Consider the following 16,649-nt stretch of genomic DNA (forward strand, 5'->3'; position numbering starts at 1 on the left):
TGCGGAGGAGGTACGGGATGAGGCAGGGCGAGACGGATAGGACATCAGGAAGCTCCGGCGGTACGGCTGAGGGACAAACTGGGCCGAAGACGGAGCTGGAACAACAAATGAATGAGCTGCACCGTCTGACGCTAACCTGGACCCAGCAATTAGAGAAATCACGTATTGCGGAATATACGCAGTTGCTGAACAGACCATGGCGGCTGATCTGGCTCAACCTGCTGTCAGGAACGTCGCGCGGTGTGGGAATTGCGATTGGCTTTACTTTTTTTGCCGCTACGATTATTTATCTTCTCCAGTTGCTTGGGGCCTTGAATTTGCCGATCATCGGAGATTATATCGCCGATGTTGTGCGGATCGTTCAGCGCCAGCTCGAGCTTAATACGTATTAGAGCCGCCGCTTAAAGTACGAGTTCAAAAAGTCAGGTTTCGGTGAACGCAAGATTCGATATCGAATGACCATCTTGAATTACTTCGTGATCAAAAGCTGACTTTTTGAACATCCTCCTAAGAGTCCTCGCTGTTCAGGTGCTCTGTAGCTTCCATATGCTTGCGATATACGCCATTACGGTAAAAGAACACATTTTGGCCATAAATATCGGTAGCAACAAAGGATTCATAAGGCTCTACGAATCCGTCCAGTTCAGCAGAGGCTTCAATCTCCATGTCATTATAGTCATCGATCTCGTTGTCCTCTGCCATGGCTGGCGAATTGGAAGTACCGAAGCCCTCAACGATCTGCCAGGCGTCCTCTCCGTCAAATCCATTTTGCTCCTCGTGTTCATCCAGGCTTGTGCGGCCAAATGGAGGGGCGAGGAACTGTTCCTCGATCGGACGTTTTGCAGAGACAAAGGACTGAGGGCTGTGCTCCCGGCAGTATTCGGTCTCGGGAATGGCTTGAAGCCGCTCGTAGCCAATCGCTTGTCCACAAGCCTCGCAGCAGCCGTAGGTGCCATTCTCCAGCTTGGCCAGGGCATCCTGAATGCGTGTGAGCCGCAGCTCGGCATGCTCGTTCAAGGCCAGGTCCTTGCCCCGCTCAAAGGTTTCACTACCGATGTCGGCGGGATGATTGTCGATCGCAGACAGCTCGCTCGTATTATCACGAAGGGACCCGTTCAGGCCATAATGTTCTTGCTCTGCGAGCCTGTGCCGCAGATCAGCCTCTGCCCGCTCGAGCTGGTCCTTCAATTCGGCTAATTGTGCGTTGTTCAAGTTAGCTGAGCTCATGGTTATATCGTACTCCTTTCCGAGCTTTCGTTTACTGAATCCGAAGGAATGGCGAATCATGCACGGGTGCTTTGGTCATACTGCTATTCTGCACCGAGACATGACGTTTTACCTAAGGAAAATCCTTTCGCACATGGACGGCTCATTTCCCGCTGTGCTACAATATACAGGTCTTAGAAGTGGTTATTTCTGCCGGGATCTTCCCTAGGCATAACTAAATTAACGAGGTGACTTCCCGAGTGATATTTTTTCTGATCGCATTGATCGCATTTCTCATTGACCAGGCAACGAAGTATTGGATTGCAACGAGCCTGACCATTAACGAACAAATTCCGGTCATCGGCAACTTTTTCCTGATTACCTCGCATCGGAACCGCGGCGCAGCCTTTGGAATTTTACAGGACCAGCGATGGTTTTTTATTGTGGTGACTACGGTCGTATTGATCGGTATTGTGTGGTACATGCTTAAGATAAGAAAATCGGGCAACCGTCTGCTTCAAACAGCACTTGCGCTTGTGCTTGGCGGTGCGGTCGGCAATTTCTTTGATCGTGCGCTGACCGGAGAAGTTGTGGATTTCCTGCAATTCAATTTCGGGTCCTATACCTTCCCGATCTTTAATGTTGCGGATTCTTGCATTGTTGTCGGCGTGGCTCTGATCATTCTGGATTCCATTTTGGAGATTCGCCGGGAGAAGCAGCAAGCAGCAGAGATCAAACAAGAGGAGCAAGTATGACTCATAACGAAGAAAACTGGCTTGATCTGGAGGAAGGCACGGGCCAGGAATGGACTGTAGAGCCGGAGAGTGCCAGAGAGAGAATTGATAAATACGTCAAGTCCATCACCGGGGACGAATATTCCCGCAGTCAAATACAGCTATGGATTGAGAATGGCAATATTGCCGTCAATGGTGAACAAGTAAAGTCGAATTATAAAATGAACGCCGGAGATACGGTTACATTAACGATTCCCGATGCTCAACCGGTAGAGATTGTGCCTGAAGCGATCCCGTTGGATGTTTACTACGAGGACAGCGATGTTATCGTTGTGAACAAGCAGCGCGGGATGGTCGTTCACCCGGCACCGGGACATGCTTCCGGAACCCTGGTCAATGCGCTCATGCATCACTGCAAGGACCTGTCGGGAATTAATGGAGAACTGCGGCCTGGTATTGTTCACCGCATTGATAAGGATACCTCCGGGCTATTGATGGCCGCTAAGAATGATATGGCTCACGCTTCTCTGGCTGCTCAATTGAAGGAGCATTCTGTAACCCGGAAGTATTATGCGCTCGTGCACGGGCATGTCAGTCATGATCAAGGAACGGTGGATGCGCCGATTGGCCGGGATCCTCATGACCGGAAAATGTACACGGTTATCGAGCGGAACAGCAAGCCTGCAGTGACGCATTTTCAGGTTGTCGAGCGATTCGGCGACTACACCTTGCTGGAGCTGAAGCTTGAGACGGGCCGTACCCACCAAATCCGGGTGCATATGAAATTTATCGGACATCCGCTTGTGGGAGATCCATTGTATGGCAGAAGCAAAGGCATTAAAATGCAAGGACAAGCTCTTCATGCCGCGGTACTGGGCTTTGTCCATCCGGCAAACGGAGAGTATAAAGAATTCTCGGCACCCCTCCCTGATGATATGGAGGAATTGCTTCATTCCTTGCGAAATCGGTAATGAAGATTCCCTGGCTTAGCATCGCACGTAGCGATAGCTGAGCCGGGGATTTTTTGTATCTATATGAGTTGAACTAAATAAGCTACGTTGCCCCGAAACGTAAATCAATAGTTCAACTTATATAGAAACCAGGGGATGAACGATATCTCTCTATGTAGTCGAATAGTACAAACGTTCTGGTGTTTAATCCATTGTTAAAAAACCGGCATTCCAGCAATATAAAAAGGGAAAATGTTTCGCATTTCCAAGCTGAATAAGGAGTTGTCGGTTATGAGCATAGAGCAATATCAAGATACGTTTATCCAACGGCAGTTTGCTGACCGAATTGGCGGAGCAAATTATGGTAAGGATACTGCAATTTATAAATTTGAGAAGATCAAGCGGGCCAAAGCGGCTGCCAGGAAGGATTTCCCGGATATCGAATTGATCGATATGGGAGTGGGCGAGCCCGATGAAATGGCGGATGCCGGAATTGTGGCCAAGCTGGCTGAGGAAGCTGCCAAACCGGAAAACCGCGGTTATGCAGATAACGGGATTCCCGAGTTTAAGGAAGCAGCCTCCAGGTATCTGAAGGAAGTCTTTGGTGTGGAGGGGATTGATCCGGCTACAGAAATCGTTCATTCGATTGGCTCCAAGCCGGCGTTGGCGATGCTGCCGTCCTGCTTCATCAACCCGGGAGACCTTGCCATATTGACGGTGCCGGGATATCCGGTACTCGGAACCCATACTAAATATCTGGGCGGCGAAGTATATCATGTGCCTCTCACGGAAGAAAATCAGTTCCTTCCGGATCTGTCCTCCATCCCGGAGGAAGTTGCAGCAAAAGCGAAATTGATCTACCTGAACTATCCGAACAATCCCACGGGAGCTAGTGCGACAAAGGAGTTCTTCATCGAGGTTGTGGCCTGGGCCAAGAAATACGATATTGTCGTAGTTCATGATGCGCCCTATGCTGCTCTGACTTATGACGGCCTTAAGCCGCTCAGCTTCTTGTCCGTTCCCGGAGCCAAAGAGGTGGGCGTCGAATTGCATTCTTTGTCCAAGTCGTATAATATGACCGGCTGGAGAATCGGATTTGTCGCCGGGAATCCCTTGATTGTTAAGGCATTTAGCGATGTGAAGGACAATAATGATTCAGGACAGTTTATCGCCATTCAGAAGGCGGCGGCATATGGACTGTCAAAGCCGGAGATTACCGAGAAGATTGCGGAGAAGTATTCGCGGCGTCACAATCTGTTGGTCGAGGCGCTGAATGAATTAGGCTTCAAGGCGAAAAAACCGCAAGGCTCCTTTTTCCTTTATGTCGAAGCTCCGCAAGGCGTGGAGGGAGGCCCGTCCTTCGCATCTGCGGAAGAATTCTCTCAATATTTAATTTGTGAGAAGCTGATCTCGACCGTGCCTTGGGATGATGCCGGGCATTACGTCCGTTTTTCTGTAACCTTTGCCGCTAACGGTATTGAAGCCGAGAAGCAGGTGATCGAAGAGATCAAGCGCCGCCTTGGCGGAGTGAAGTTTGTGTTCTAGGCAGCATTCTGGCGAGTGACTGCGGCCTGCAAGCGGGAAAGTGTGCAATAGCGGAAAACAGTTAAACATTTAGAGGGCGGGTTAGAGGGGCAACGTGTGAAGTGTGCTTACGATCGCTGTTGTTCGCGGATTTCTATGATTGACCAAGTTCAAACAAGGGAGAAATCCGCTCACAAAGGCGAACGCTGACGCTTCTTCAGCACAATTCACACTTATGCCCTGTTCACTTCGCCTTTGGAGTTTAACTGAAATGCAGTTTGCACGTGCCTGCGCCCACATGCATTACAGTAAATTGGCCGCCTGTGGACGCAAGCAGGATACACCCCGCAAGCCTCCTCCAAACTTTCCCCTGTTGCAGGCTCTCCTTAGGCTAGGCATCACAAATGGAAGCCTGCGCGATTCACTTTACGAATTGCCAATGGAACACTGAGCGCCTGAAGTTGCGCCCAGTCGCACGTTGCTTCGATCTTGCGCAGAACGCGGAACTTCGTTATTCGACTACGCATTCCAGTCTTGTTCCAAGCTTTACTCATCCCACTTATCCAGTCTCATTCCATCATGCTCCAGTGAAATTACTTACCTTAAATTTAGCATTCGACGCTCGAACCCACATTTAGTGAAAAAACTTACCTTAGATCTCCAGTAACTAGCCAAACCTACGTTTTAGTCTACTTTAAGTACAAAAATTTCACTATATCCGCATTCCCACCATTTTACCTATATTTAGAGTAACTTTTTTCACTGCATGTGTGTGATCCGTATATGCATAGGGTCTGCCAACCGTCGTCATGCTGTGAAGCACCGTACATTGGGAGCTTTACGCAGTGTGAGATCTTCATGATGCGAGGTGTGTGCGTATACATACTTTGTTGCCATTTTACTGAATCCAGCTACCCGCTGGAGGTGCAATGATGCGCAGTTACTGTTGTAATGCATCAGGTATCAAGATGCTATGCTGAATGAACGAGCCTGTAAGCTAGGAAAGTTGATTCTGGTGCATTTTTCCATGCCTCTGACGTACGGAGGGGGAGCTACAATAGTGCATCCAGGCACATTTAAAGCCGAAGAGCCTGCGTAAAAGGCAAAAGTGTGAAGTGTGCTGTAGAAGCGAAAGCGTTCGCCTTTGTGAGTGGATTCCTACAATTTCAGATTTTATTTAATCAAAGGAATCCGCGAACAACAGCGATCGTAAGCACACTTCACACGTTGCCCCGACACGCAGAATCATTAATCCGGTTTCTATTGCTGTTAAAGCATTGTGCTGCGCACTTGCACGAAACTGTGACGATGGAGCGTTTTCTTCGTAGTTTTTTTAGCTCAGTAGAAGGACATCCTAAGGATCAAGATCTTTAGGGTGTTTTTGTTCTGGAGAAAATCTGTACGGGATGGGAAAAATAATTAAGTGAATGGATTGAATAAATATTAATTGTAATGTATATTTATTAGTATCATTAATGAATTTTATAGCCTTTCACAGGGAGCACGCAGCCATATTGCCAAATAGGGTCTGCTTGACAGGCGCTCACGGGTCTGTCATAATTCATGTAAATCAATAAGAACCTTTAATTCAGTCCCGTGAGGCTGGCAAGGTAACGTGAATGAGGTTGGGGATAGATATGCCTGAAGCGGCATGCTATGCCTTGGACCTACATGATTGTCATAGTGGGACACTATGACCAGCGACTCCTTGCCTGAATGCGGCAAGGAGTTTTTTTGTGGCCAATCACGGACCTGGATGAGGAATTCTCTGGGGAGGCTAATTCCAATGAGCAACGAGAGTCATATGATCATGGATGAAATGGCAATGAAACGGGCGTTGACCCGGATTGCCCATGAAATTCTTGAACGCAACAGCGGTGTTGAAGGATGCATTCTGGCCGGAATCAAGACAAGAGGAGTATATCTCGCACAGCGCCTGGCCGAACGCCTGGAGGCGATTGAGGGAACAGCGATCCCATGGATGGAGCTTGACGTAACCTCCTATCGTGATGATCGGGCAGAACAAGGCAAGAATAGCGCATCAGCTCAATTATCCGTATCCGTGCAAGGTAAGAAGGTCATTCTGCTGGACGATGTCCTGTATACAGGCAGAACGATCCGGGCTGCGATGGATGCGATTATGGACGCAGGGCGTCCGGATTCGATCCAGCTCGCCGTGCTTGTTGACCGAGGTCACCGGGAACTGCCGATCCGACCGGATTACATTGGCAAGAATGTGCCAACTTCCAAATCGGAGGAAATTGAGGTTCTGCTGCAGGAGACGGACGGAACCGATCTGGTCAGAATCTTGCAGGCACGGGGGGATGAGTAACATGACGATCACATCCTCTAGCTTGAAGGAACACAGCCTCCTTGGTCTGAAAGAATTGAGCGCTGCGGAGATCAGTTCCATCTTGGATCGCGCAGCTTATTGGGAAAGCCGGACTGAGAAGAAGACACCGATTTTAAAGGATTGTTTTGTAGCCAATATGTTCTTTGAAAACAGCACCCGTACCCGCTTCTCCTTCGAAATGGCCGAGAAAAGACTTGGTGCCGAAGTGCTGAACTTTGCGGCGGCCGCATCCAGTGTGGAAAAAGGAGAGTCCATTTATGACACTGTCCGCACTCTGGAATCGATGGGTATAGACGCCGGAGTCATCCGCTTGAAGCCAAACGGCCTGCTGGCAGATTTGGCCCAGCGTGTATCGGTACCGCTGATCAATGCCGGGGATGGAAATAACGAGCATCCGACACAAGCGCTGCTCGACTTGTACACCATGCGCAAGCATTTTGGTGAGCTAAAGGGACTCAAGGTCTCGATCATCGGTGACATCAAGCATAGCCGGGTCGCGCGCTCCAATCTGTGGGCTTTGCAAAAATTCGGCGCCGAGGTGAAGTTCTGTGCCCCGCCTAGTATGCAAGCACCGGAGCTAGCGGTACACGCTCCATATGTGCCCATGGAGGAAGCGCTGTGCGCCGATGCGGTCATGATGCTGCGGGTCCAGCTTGAGCGCCATGCCGAGGGATTGTTGAAGTCCGCGGATCAATACCGGCAGGAGTATGGCCTCACGGAAGAGCGTGCCGCCTTGCTGCCGCCGCACGTGATTATCATGCATCCTGCGCCGGTGAACAGAAATGTCGAGATTGACGATCTGGTTGTAGAGCACGCACAGTCGAGGATCTTCCAGCAAATGTCGAACGGGGTTCCAATCCGGATGGCTGTAATGGAGAGAGCGTTAAAATAGACATTTCGAAAGCGAGGGTGATATAAGATGCTGTTTATCATAAATAATGCCCGACTTCTGAATGAAGCAGGCGAATTGGTTACAGGACATATTGTAGTGAAAGATGGAATCATTCAAGAGGTCAAGTTCGGAGAGAGTGTCTCGGAACTAACGGAGAATACCGGAGCTGAGGTTATCGATGCTGCTGGCAAGCTGGTTACACCAGGTTTCATTGATATGCATGTCCATCTTCGGGAACCGGGCTTCGAGCATAAAGAAACGATTGAGACGGGAGCGCGTTCTGCGGCTAAGGGAGGATTCACAACCATCGCTTGCATGCCGAACACGAAGCCTGTTACCGACAATGCAGAGGTTGTAAGCTTCGTTCGCGAGAAGGCCCGGCAAGCCGGGTTAGTGAAGGTGCTGCCTTATGCAGCCATCACGAAAGGGGAGCAAGGACAGGAACTGACGGACTTTGCCGCCCTGAAAGAAGCTGGTGCAATCGGCTATACCGATGATGGTGTAGGCGTGCAAAGCGCTCAAATGATGAAGGATGCCATGGCACTGGCGGCTTCACTGGATATGCCGGTGATCGCGCACTGCGAGGATAACTCGCTGGTGGTCGGGGCACCGGTCGCTGAGGGCTCCTTCGCCGAGCGCCATGGGCTGAAGGGGATTCCGAATGAATCGGAGGCTATCCATGTCGGAAGAGACATTCTGCTGGCTGAAGCGACGGGCGTGCACTATCATGTGTGCCACGTCAGTACGGAGCAGTCGATCAGGTTGATCCGGCAAGCCAAGGAAATTGGAATTCGGGTAACCGCAGAGGTATGTCCTCATCATCTGATCCTGTCAGAAGAGGATATTCCAGGGCTGGATACCAATTGGAAGATGAATCCGCCGCTAAGGTCACGGCGTGATGTGGAGGCCTGCATCCAGGCGCTGGAGGATGGAACCATTGATATGATCGTTACAGATCACGCGCCCCACAGTGCGGAGGAGAAAGCTAGAGGGATGCTTCAAGCGCCGTTCGGAATTGTTGGCTTCGAGACAGCTTTCCCGCTCCTGTATACAAAATTCGTCAAGACCGGCCGATGGAGCCTGGATTTTCTGGTCAAAAGAATGACGGAAACACCGGCCGATGTATTCCGGCTAAGCGCAGGCCGTCTGCAAGCCGGCGCACCTGCAGACTTGACGGTGGTTGATCTGGAGAAGGAACAGGAAGTCAATCCGGCGCAATTTGAATCCAAGTCGAACAATACGCCGTTTGGCGGCTGGAAGCTCTCGGGCTGGCCTGTTATGACTGTCGTTCAAGGCCGCATTATTTTCAGAGAAAATTAAGTTAATTAAGAAAGCATGGGCTTATTTAGAACATACACGTAAAGGAGTGCTGCAAGATGCAGGCAAGATTGTTGTTGGAAGACGGCACGCTGTTCACCGGACTCTCGTTCGGCGCAGAAGCGGAAATGACCGGCGAAGTCGTATTTAATACCGGAATTACAGGATACCAGGAGGTTCTGTCCGATCCGTCCTATTGCGGGCAAATCGTGACAATGACCTATCCCTTGATCGGCAACTACGGTATTTCCCGCGACGATTTCGAGTCGATTGCCCCGTCGATCCACGGGTTTGTCGTCCGCCGCTACGAGCCTTCGCCAAGTAATTGGCGGGCGCAGTACTGCCTTGGAGACTTACTTAAGGAATACGGGATTCCAGGTATCAGCGATATTGATACCCGCATGCTGACCCGGATTATCCGCCAGCACGGTACGATGAAGGGGATTATCACAACCTCGGCGAAGTCGGTGGCGGAATTACAGGAGCAAATGAAGTTAACCAGTATAGATGAGCTTCGTAATCAGGTGGCTCGCACCTCGACCACGCATGTCTATAGCAGCCCGGGCTCGAAGGAGCGGATCGTTCTGGTGGATTTTGGGGCCAAGAGCGGCATCCTGAGAGAACTCAACAAGCGTGACTGCGATGTGGTCATTGTCCCGCATAATACGACAGCCGAGGAGATTCGCCGGCTTGATCCGGATGGCATTCAGCTATCCAACGGCCCTGGCGATCCAAAAGACGTTCCTTATGCTGTGGAAATGATCTCCGAGCTGCTTGGTGAATATCCGATCTTCGGCATCTGCCTGGGCCATCAGCTGCTGTCGCTGGCCTGCGGAGCAGATACGGAAAAGCTGAAATTCGGACATCGCGGCGGAAATCACCCGGTTAAAGAGCTGGAAAGCGGGCGCTGCTATATTACATCGCAAAATCACGGCTACACCGTCAACGAGGCTTCACTGCAAGGGACGGATCTGGTCGTTACCCATATTAATAACAATGACAAGACTGTAGAGGGCGTCAAGCATACGAAGCATCCGGCATTCTCGGTACAGTACCACCCCGAAGCCGCGCCTGGACCACATGATAACGGATATCTGTTCGACCGCTTCATCGAGATGATTCGCGAACATAAGCGTCAGCATCCACAGAAGCCGCGTCAAACGAAATGGATCTCCATCGCGAAAGGAGAGCAACAAGTACATGCCTATAAATAAAGATCTCAAGAAAATTCTCGTCATCGGCTCCGGTCCGATCGTGATCGGTCAGGCCGCTGAATTTGACTATGCCGGTACGCAAGCGTGCCAAGCGCTGAAAGAAGAGGGCGTAGAGGTTGTCTTGATCAATAGCAACCCTGCAACGATCATGACGGATACAAATATGGCGGATAAGGTGTACATCGAACCGATCACGCTTGATTTCGTCACCCAGATCATCCGCCAGGAGCGTCCGGATGGGCTTCTGCCGACGCTCGGCGGTCAGACGGGTCTGAATATGGCTGTTGAGCTTGCCCGTGCAGGCGTACTGGAGAGCGAAAATGTCCGGTTGCTCGGAACCCAGTTGAATTCCATTGAAAAGGCGGAAGACCGGGACCTGTTCCGCGAGCTGATGCGCGAGCTGGAGCAGCCGGTTCCGGAAAGTACAATTATTACCACGGTGGAGGAGGCTCTGGCGTTTGCGGAAGAGATCGGCTACCCGGTTATCGTTCGTCCGGCCTACACGCTGGGAGGAACAGGCGGGGGAATCTGCGCGAATGTCAGTGAGCTTAAAGAGACCGTTGCCTCAGGTATCCGTTACAGCCCGATCGGGCAGTGCCTGATCGAGAAATCGATCGCAGGCTTGAAGGAAGTCGAGTATGAGGTGATGCGAGATGCAAATGACAACTGCATTGTCGTCTGCAACATGGAGAACTTTGATCCGGTTGGCGTACATACCGGGGACAGTATTGTTGTAGCTCCAAGCCAGACGCTGTCTGACCGGGAGTACCAAATGCTTCGCTCGGCCTCGCTTAAGATCATCCGCGCTCTGAACATTGAAGGCGGCTGCAACGTACAGTTTGCTCTGGATCCTCAGAGCTTCCAATACTATGTGATTGAAGTGAATCCGCGGGTAAGCCGCTCCTCGGCGCTCGCATCCAAGGCGACAGGCTATCCGATCGCCAAGATGGCGGCTAAGATTGCACTGGGATATACCCTGGATGAAATCGTGAACCCGGTAACCGGACAGACCTATGCCTGCTTCGAGCCGACCCTTGATTATATCGTCAGCAAAATTCCACGCTGGCCGTTCGACAAGTTCGTCCATGCCAACCGCAAGCTCGGCACGCAGATGAAGGCGACCGGGGAAGTGATGGCGATTGGACGCACCTTTGAAGAGTCGATTCAAAAAGCGGTTCGTTCGCTGGAGATTGGCACCCACCGTTTGTATCTTAAGGGGGCCGACCTGCTTGAAGAAGAGGTGCTGAATCAACGCCTCATTAAAGCGGATGATGAGCGGCTGTTCCTGATCGCCGAAGCGTTCCGCAGAGGCTATACGCTCCAGCAAATTCAGGATCTGACGCAAGTGGATTGGTGGTTCCTGGACAAAATTGAGCGGCTCGTACAGTTCGAGCGCAACATTGCTGCTGAGCGCGAACTGGACTACGAGACACTGTTTGAAGCGAAGCGTCTTGGATTCACCGACCGTGCCATTGCAGAACTGCGGGCGGCGGGACAACCGCAGGGGACCCATCTGACCGAGCAAAGCGTTACCCAATTCCGCAAGGAGCGGGGGCTGAAGCCGGTCTATAAAATGGTGGACACCTGTGCGGCCGAGTTCGAGGCGTCTACGCCTTACTACTACTCGACCTACGAGACAGAAAATGAAGTCATTCATACGAATAAAGAAAAGATTGTGGTCCTCGGCTCCGGTCCGATCCGAATCGGGCAAGGCATTGAGTTTGACTACTCCACGGTTCATGCCGTATGGGCCATTCAAAAGGCCGGGTACGAGGCAGTAATTATAAACAACAATCCAGAGACGGTGTCCACTGACTTTAATACATCGGATCGCTTGTACTTCGAGCCGCTCTTCATCGAGGATGTCATGAATGTCATTGAGCAGGAGCAGCCGGTCGGTGTGATCGTACAGTTCGGAGGACAGACCGCAATTAATCTGGCGGCTCCGCTGCAAGCGGCAGGTGTGCGGATTCTCGGAACGAGTCTGGACAGCATCGATGAAGCGGAGGATCGCAAGAAGTTCGAGGCGCTTCTCTCCAAGCTGGGCATCGCGCAGCCGAAGGGCAGTACGGTTACCTCGGTAGAGGAAGCGGCCGCAACCGCCCAATCGCTCGGATATCCGGTGCTGGTTCGTCCGTCGTATGTACTTGGCGGCCGGGCGATGGAAATCGTCTACTCCGATGAAGAATTGCTGAAATACATGAAAGAAGCGGTGAACATCAACCCGCAGCATCCGGTACTGATTGACCGGTACATGCTCGGTAAAGAAGTAGAGGTTGACGCGATCTGCGACGGAGAGACCGTATTGATCCCGGGTATCATGGAGCATGTAGAACGCGCAGGCGTCCATTCGGGCGACTCCATTGCGGTCTATCCGCCTCAGCATCTGTCAGAGGAACTGAAAAGCAAAGTCACCGAAATAACAATGAAGATTGCCAAGGAACTGAAAACCGTGGGTCTGGTTAACATTCAGTTCGTCATCTACAAAGATGAAGTATACGTTATCGAAGTGAATCCGCGCTCCTCCCGGACGGTACCGTTCCTGAGCAAAGTCACCAATATTCCGATGGCGAATGTAGCTACGAAATGTATCCTCGGAACGAAGCTGAAGGATTTGGGCTATCAGGATGGACTCTGGCCGGAGAGCAAGCAGGTGGCGGTCAAGGTACCGGTATTCTCCTTCGCCAAGCTGCGCAGAGTGGAGCCGACACTTGGACCGGAAATGAAATCAACAGGCGAGGTTATGGGCCGTGATCCTCAGTATGCAAAGGCATTGTATAAGGGCTTGATCGGCGCGGGGATGAAGATTCCGGCCACCGGGGCTGTCATTGCCACGGTTGCGGATAAAGATAAGGAAGAAGCGGTAGAGCTGTTGAAGGGCTTCTACAAGCTGGGCTATAAAATCATCGCGACCGAAGGCACGGCTGCAACGCTCACAGAAGCAGGCATACGCGTGACTACGGTTCACAAACTGACCGAAGGCGTGCCGAATATTCTTGATCTGATCCGCAGCGGCGAGGCTCACTTTGTCATCAATACCTTGACCAAGGGCAAGGAACCGGAGCGCGACGGCTTCCGGATTCGCCGGGAAGCGGTTGAGAACGGCATCGTATGTATGACTTCGCTCGATACGGTGCGGGCACTGCTGAATATGCTGGAGACGATCAACTTCTCGTCCCAGGCGATGCCGAGCCTGTAATAATCGGATAGTTGATTAAAACCCAATATAAGATCCTGCGGCTCCGAAGCTATAAGAAGCAACGGAGCCGCAGGTGTGACGGGAGGAGAAAGAATGTCGTTATCGTACAGCGAGGCCGCGGGCAAGCTGATGGTGGCACTGGATTATTCTTCGGCTGAGCAAGCAAAGACCTTGATCCGTGAATTGGAGGGGATCCCTTGCTATATGAAGGTGGGAATGCAGCTTTTCTATGCGGCCGGAGCGGATTTTGTCAAGGAGCTGAAAGCAAGCGGCTACAAGGTATTTCTGGATCTAAAACTCCATGATATCCCGAACACGGTGAAAGGAGGCGCAAACAGCATCACCCGCCTTGGGGTAGATATGTTCAATGTTCATGCCGCCGGAGGGAAGAGCATGATGGCTTCCGCGATGGAAGGCGTGCTTGAAGCGCTTGATAATCACTCAGCAGCAAGACCTTTACTGATTGGTGTTACCCAGCTTACAAGTACAGATCAAGAGACGATGAACCGGGAGATCGGTATTCCGGGAAGCGTGGAGTCAGCCGTATTGTCTTATGCCTCATTGACAAAGGAGGCCGGGCTTGATGGCGTGGTGGCATCGCCGCTTGAAGTGCCTGCGATTAAGGCTCATTGCGGCAAAGACTTTATTACGGTGACGCCGGGCATCCGTCCTGCGGGCAGCAGCCGGGGAGATCAATCCCGCACCCTGACGCCGGCGGAAGCCGTACGTTCAGGCACAGATTATATGGTAATCGGGCGTCCGATTACCGGGGCAGCCGTACCGCGCGAAGCGGCGGAACAGATTATTGGGGAGATGATGGAAGCATGATGAACACGGAAAATATTGCAAGGCAAATCGCAGAAGGGCTGCTCTCAATTGGTGCTGTAGCCCTGCGTCCGCACCAGCCCTTTACCTGGACATCAGGCATTAAATCGCCGATCTATTGCGATAACCGACTAACGATGTCCTATCCTGAGATTCGGGATCTGATCGCAGCATCTTTTGCAGCGGTGATCTCGGAGAGATATCCGGAAGCGGAGGTTGTAGCTGGAACATCAACGGCAGGGATTCCGCATGCCGCCTTCACCGCTCAGAAGCTGGGTCTGCCTATGGCTTATGTCCGGGACAAGGCCAAGGGCCATGGCAAGGAGAATCAAATCGAAGGGTTGATTAAGCCGGGGCAGAAAGTGATCGTCATCGAAGATCTGATCTCCACTGGAGGCAGTTCTATTAAAGCAGCGCAGGCAATCCGCGAGGCAGGAGCCGAGCCGTTGGCAGTTTTGGCTATTTTCAGCTATCAGTTGGATAAGGCTGCGCAAGCCTTTGAAGAGTCAGGGGTTGTGCTGCAGACGCTGTCTAACTATTCAGCACTGATCGAGGTAGCGGTGGAGCAAGGGTTGATCAAGCCGGAGGATTTGGCATTGCTGAAGTCCTGGCGGGAGGATCCAAGCTCGTTCGGACAGTAAATCATACATTTTTATAGGCCGAGTCAATGTTTTCGATTTATCATGTCAGTCCGGCTATCGATCCCAACCCGGAGAATTGGGTGACAGAGATCTGTTATCCGGTTATTCCGAAATAGCAGGTATACAAGAACAAGCCCGCATCAGTCACGCGCGGGCTTGTTCCTATTAATCAGGGCTGCTTTAATGTGTGGTACTTGGCCGCATTCCGCAGAGCAGGCCAGATGTCGGACGTCTCTCCCCCAATGTGCCAGTAGGCAAATCCGGCGACGTCTCGCTCCAGGGCCATGCTGTATTTTGAAGATAAGGAGCGGCTGTCCTCCAACCAAATTTGATGGGTCTTCCCGCCAGAGACATAGCTTGCTACATATTGGCCCAGTTTGCTGTTCCAGCTAGGACGTAGGCCAAACGTAGTAACTCGCTGCGTTTGCTCCCCGAGCCTCAGATCCTCGGAGCTCTGTGCAGCTCCCGAGGGGTTAACTGTCCAATCTCTTGTGTAAAGCGGCATGCCGAGGATCACCTTGGAAGCCTCAACCTCCTCAAGCAGTGTATCCAAGCCGCTTTGCACCCAAGGCAGCGAAGCGACCGGGCCTGCTTCCCCTCCGCTCCAGTGCTCGTCATACCCCATTAGAACGACATAATCGGCTTGCTTGCCAATTGCTGCATAATCGAACGCTTCGGTCCAATCCGTACCCAGATCCGGTGAGACATCGACGGATAATGTAATGTCCTTATCGTGAAGCTGCTTGGCAAGCTCGGTCACGAAGGAGGTGAAGGCCTTGCGATTTGCTGGGGCTACATTTTCAAAGTCGAGGTTAATTCCATCCAGGCCGTATTTCTGGGCAAGTTGAACCACTTTTGTGATTGCAGCTGATGTTTTGGCGGGGGAGGCTAGTAAAGCTTTGGTATTTTCCTGATTCAGCCGGTTGCCGAACATGGCCCATACCTTCTTTCCATGCTGATGCGCCCAACTGACAAGCTCGCTGCTCCCGCTATCCGAGATTCCGCCGTCCGCATCGAGAAAGAACCATCTTGGCGACAGTACATTCACATTGGATGACAGCACGGATTGCTTGAATTCGGCATTGCTCTGCTGGTATTGCCAGCCAAGCTGGACCCTATCGGGCACCTTGGCGGCAAGCTTGCTTGACCAGACCGTGTTCTGAAGCAATCGGTCCAAAATGACAGCGGTCTCCTGCCGGGACAACGCCCGCTGCGGCTCGAATTTTCCTTCGTTTCCTTGCATGAGCTGAAGCTTGGCCATCGCATATACAGCCCCGCTGGCCCAGGAAGAGATTGCCGCATGATCCCGGAATTCCAGACGTTGGATATCCACCGATGAGGCGGAAGAAGTGCCGGTGATCTTCTGCAGCCAAATGGCCGCCTCCTGTCTTGTCAACGCATTCTTGGGCGCAAACCTTCCACCCCCCAGGCCTTCAGTGAGCCCGGCCCCGGTTGCGGCTTGAATGGCTGAGTAGTACCAGTCGCTTGGTTTTACATCCTTGTACGATGCAACGGCCGATGAAACCGATTCAAGTCCCAGCAGGCGGTTAAGGGTAACTAGAAATTCTGCACGAGTAATAGATTGAGCAGGAGAAAAGGTAGATGCCGAGGTTCCTTTCATAATGTTCTTTTCAGTTAATGAAATAATAGCTTCTTTGGCATAGCTGCCATCCAGATCCCGAAAAGAGAGGCCGCTGCCAAGCACCGGGGCTTGTGCTGGAAGGAATGCTATGCCGAGCAGTACAGTCAGCAGTACAACGCGAAGAAATTTCATGAATAAAGTCCGCCTCACAT

The 16,649-nt window shown here is 51.7% G+C and carries 14 protein-coding genes; 11 read left to right on the forward strand and 3 right to left on the reverse strand.

The annotated features are described in order from the left end of the window. Positions 1-17 precede the first annotated feature (17 nt). Positions 18-392, forward strand: coding sequence for a DUF5665 domain-containing protein (locus KI362_RS01855; protein WP_301624423.1), 375 nt, complete (start codon positions 18-20; stop codon positions 390-392). A gap of 115 nt (positions 393-507) precedes the next feature. Here the strand turns inward: KI362_RS01855 and KI362_RS01860 are convergent, their stop codons facing one another. Beyond that, the gene (locus KI362_RS01860) at positions 508-1,227 is read right to left on the reverse strand and encodes a TraR/DksA C4-type zinc finger protein (RefSeq protein WP_301624425.1); all 720 of its coding nucleotides are present in this window, start codon (positions 1,225-1,227) and stop codon (positions 508-510) included. Between the two features lie 239 nt (positions 1,228-1,466). On the opposite strand from KI362_RS01860, the gene lspA reads away from it, so the two are divergent. The 3 genes from lspA to KI362_RS01875 all read left to right on the forward strand — a co-directional run bounded on the left by lspA (position 1,467) and on the right by KI362_RS01875 (position 4,435). Beyond that, positions 1,467-1,961 (forward strand): signal peptidase II, encoded by a 495-nt coding sequence (lspA, locus tag KI362_RS01865; protein ID WP_301624427.1) that lies wholly within the window; start codon positions 1,467-1,469, stop codon positions 1,959-1,961. Continuing rightward, positions 1,958-2,911 (forward strand): RluA family pseudouridine synthase, encoded by a 954-nt coding sequence (locus tag KI362_RS01870; RefSeq protein WP_301624429.1) that lies wholly within the window; start codon positions 1,958-1,960, stop codon positions 2,909-2,911. The genes lspA and KI362_RS01870 overlap by 4 nt, the downstream gene beginning before the upstream one ends. 270 nt (positions 2,912-3,181) lie before the next feature. Next, a complete protein-coding gene (locus KI362_RS01875) occupies positions 3,182-4,435 on the forward strand; it encodes an LL-diaminopimelate aminotransferase (RefSeq protein WP_301624430.1) in 1,254 nt (417 codons plus the stop codon). Positions 4,436-4,812: 377 nt separating this feature from the next. Here KI362_RS01875 and KI362_RS01880 read toward each other — a convergent pair whose 3' ends face one another. Then, entirely contained in the window at positions 4,813-4,941 is a 129-nt protein-coding gene (locus KI362_RS01880; protein WP_301624431.1) for a hypothetical protein, read from the reverse strand. A gap of 1,259 nt (positions 4,942-6,200) precedes the next feature. Between KI362_RS01880 and pyrR the strand changes: the two genes are divergently transcribed. The 7 genes from pyrR (at position 6,201) to pyrE (ending at position 14,855) form a co-directional block, all read left to right on the forward strand. Continuing rightward, positions 6,201-6,746 carry a bifunctional pyr operon transcriptional regulator/uracil phosphoribosyltransferase PyrR gene (gene pyrR / locus KI362_RS01885; protein WP_044479257.1) on the forward strand — a complete coding sequence of 182 codons (546 nt, stop codon included), beginning with the start codon at positions 6,201-6,203 and terminating at the stop codon, positions 6,744-6,746. Position 6,747: 1 nt separating this feature from the next. After that, positions 6,748-7,659, forward strand: a complete 912-nt coding sequence (locus KI362_RS01890; protein ID WP_301624433.1) for an aspartate carbamoyltransferase catalytic subunit — start codon at positions 6,748-6,750, stop codon at positions 7,657-7,659. A 27-nt stretch (positions 7,660-7,686) separates the two neighbouring features. Continuing rightward, positions 7,687-8,979: a dihydroorotase gene (locus tag KI362_RS01895; protein WP_301624434.1), complete on the forward strand. Its 1,293-nt coding sequence runs from the start codon at positions 7,687-7,689 to the stop codon at positions 8,977-8,979. Positions 8,980-9,035: 56 nt separating this feature from the next. After that, positions 9,036-10,190 (forward strand): glutamine-hydrolyzing carbamoyl-phosphate synthase small subunit, encoded by a 1,155-nt coding sequence (carA, locus tag KI362_RS01900; protein WP_044479254.1) that lies wholly within the window; start codon positions 9,036-9,038, stop codon positions 10,188-10,190. After that, positions 10,177-13,389: a carbamoyl-phosphate synthase large subunit gene (gene carB / locus KI362_RS01905; protein WP_301624438.1), complete on the forward strand. Its 3,213-nt coding sequence runs from the start codon at positions 10,177-10,179 to the stop codon at positions 13,387-13,389. The genes carA and carB overlap by 14 nt, the downstream gene beginning before the upstream one ends. Before the next feature lie 93 nt (positions 13,390-13,482). Beyond that, entirely contained in the window at positions 13,483-14,217 is a 735-nt protein-coding gene (pyrF, locus tag KI362_RS01910) for an orotidine-5'-phosphate decarboxylase (RefSeq protein ID WP_301624440.1), read from the forward strand. Next, complete coding sequence (pyrE, locus tag KI362_RS01915; RefSeq protein ID WP_301624442.1) at positions 14,214-14,855, forward strand: orotate phosphoribosyltransferase; 642 nt, start codon at positions 14,214-14,216, stop codon at positions 14,853-14,855. The genes pyrF and pyrE overlap by 4 nt, the downstream gene beginning before the upstream one ends. Positions 14,856-15,024: 169 nt before the next feature. On the opposite strand, the gene KI362_RS01920 is transcribed toward pyrE, so the two are convergent. Beyond that, positions 15,025-16,629, reverse strand: a complete 1,605-nt coding sequence (locus tag KI362_RS01920) for an S-layer homology domain-containing protein (RefSeq protein WP_301624443.1) — start codon at positions 16,627-16,629, stop codon at positions 15,025-15,027. Positions 16,630-16,649 lie beyond the last annotated feature (20 nt).

It is taken from the genome of Paenibacillus apis, from assembly GCF_018333295.1.
GTDB lineage: Bacteria > Bacillota > Bacilli > Paenibacillales > Paenibacillaceae > Fontibacillus > Fontibacillus antibioticophila.

Excerpts from the sequence above, each read along its gene's own strand:
- KI362_RS01855 (WP_301624423.1), top strand. The coding sequence starts at position 18 with ATGAGGCAGGGCGAGACGGATAGGACATCAGGAAGCTCCGGCGGTACG.
- KI362_RS01860 (WP_301624425.1), bottom strand. The coding sequence starts at position 1,227 with ATGAGCTCAGCTAACTTGAACAACGCACAATTAGCCGAATTGAAGGAC.
- KI362_RS01870 (WP_301624429.1), top strand. The coding sequence starts at position 1,958 with ATGACTCATAACGAAGAAAACTGGCTTGATCTGGAGGAAGGCACGGGC.
- KI362_RS01875 (WP_301624430.1), top strand. The coding sequence starts at position 3,182 with ATGAGCATAGAGCAATATCAAGATACGTTTATCCAACGGCAGTTTGCT.
- KI362_RS01880 (WP_301624431.1), bottom strand. The coding sequence starts at position 4,941 with ATGCGTAGTCGAATAACGAAGTTCCGCGTTCTGCGCAAGATCGAAGCA.
- pyrR (WP_044479257.1), top strand. The coding sequence starts at position 6,201 with ATGAGCAACGAGAGTCATATGATCATGGATGAAATGGCAATGAAACGG.
- KI362_RS01890 (WP_301624433.1), top strand. The coding sequence starts at position 6,748 with ATGACGATCACATCCTCTAGCTTGAAGGAACACAGCCTCCTTGGTCTG.
- KI362_RS01895 (WP_301624434.1), top strand. The coding sequence starts at position 7,687 with ATGCTGTTTATCATAAATAATGCCCGACTTCTGAATGAAGCAGGCGAA.
- carA (WP_044479254.1), top strand. The coding sequence starts at position 9,036 with ATGCAGGCAAGATTGTTGTTGGAAGACGGCACGCTGTTCACCGGACTC.
- carB (WP_301624438.1), top strand. The coding sequence starts at position 10,177 with ATGCCTATAAATAAAGATCTCAAGAAAATTCTCGTCATCGGCTCCGGT.
- pyrF (WP_301624440.1), top strand. The coding sequence starts at position 13,483 with ATGTCGTTATCGTACAGCGAGGCCGCGGGCAAGCTGATGGTGGCACTG.
- pyrE (WP_301624442.1), top strand. The coding sequence starts at position 14,214 with ATGATGAACACGGAAAATATTGCAAGGCAAATCGCAGAAGGGCTGCTC.
- KI362_RS01920 (WP_301624443.1), bottom strand. The coding sequence starts at position 16,629 with ATGAAATTTCTTCGCGTTGTACTGCTGACTGTACTGCTCGGCATAGCA.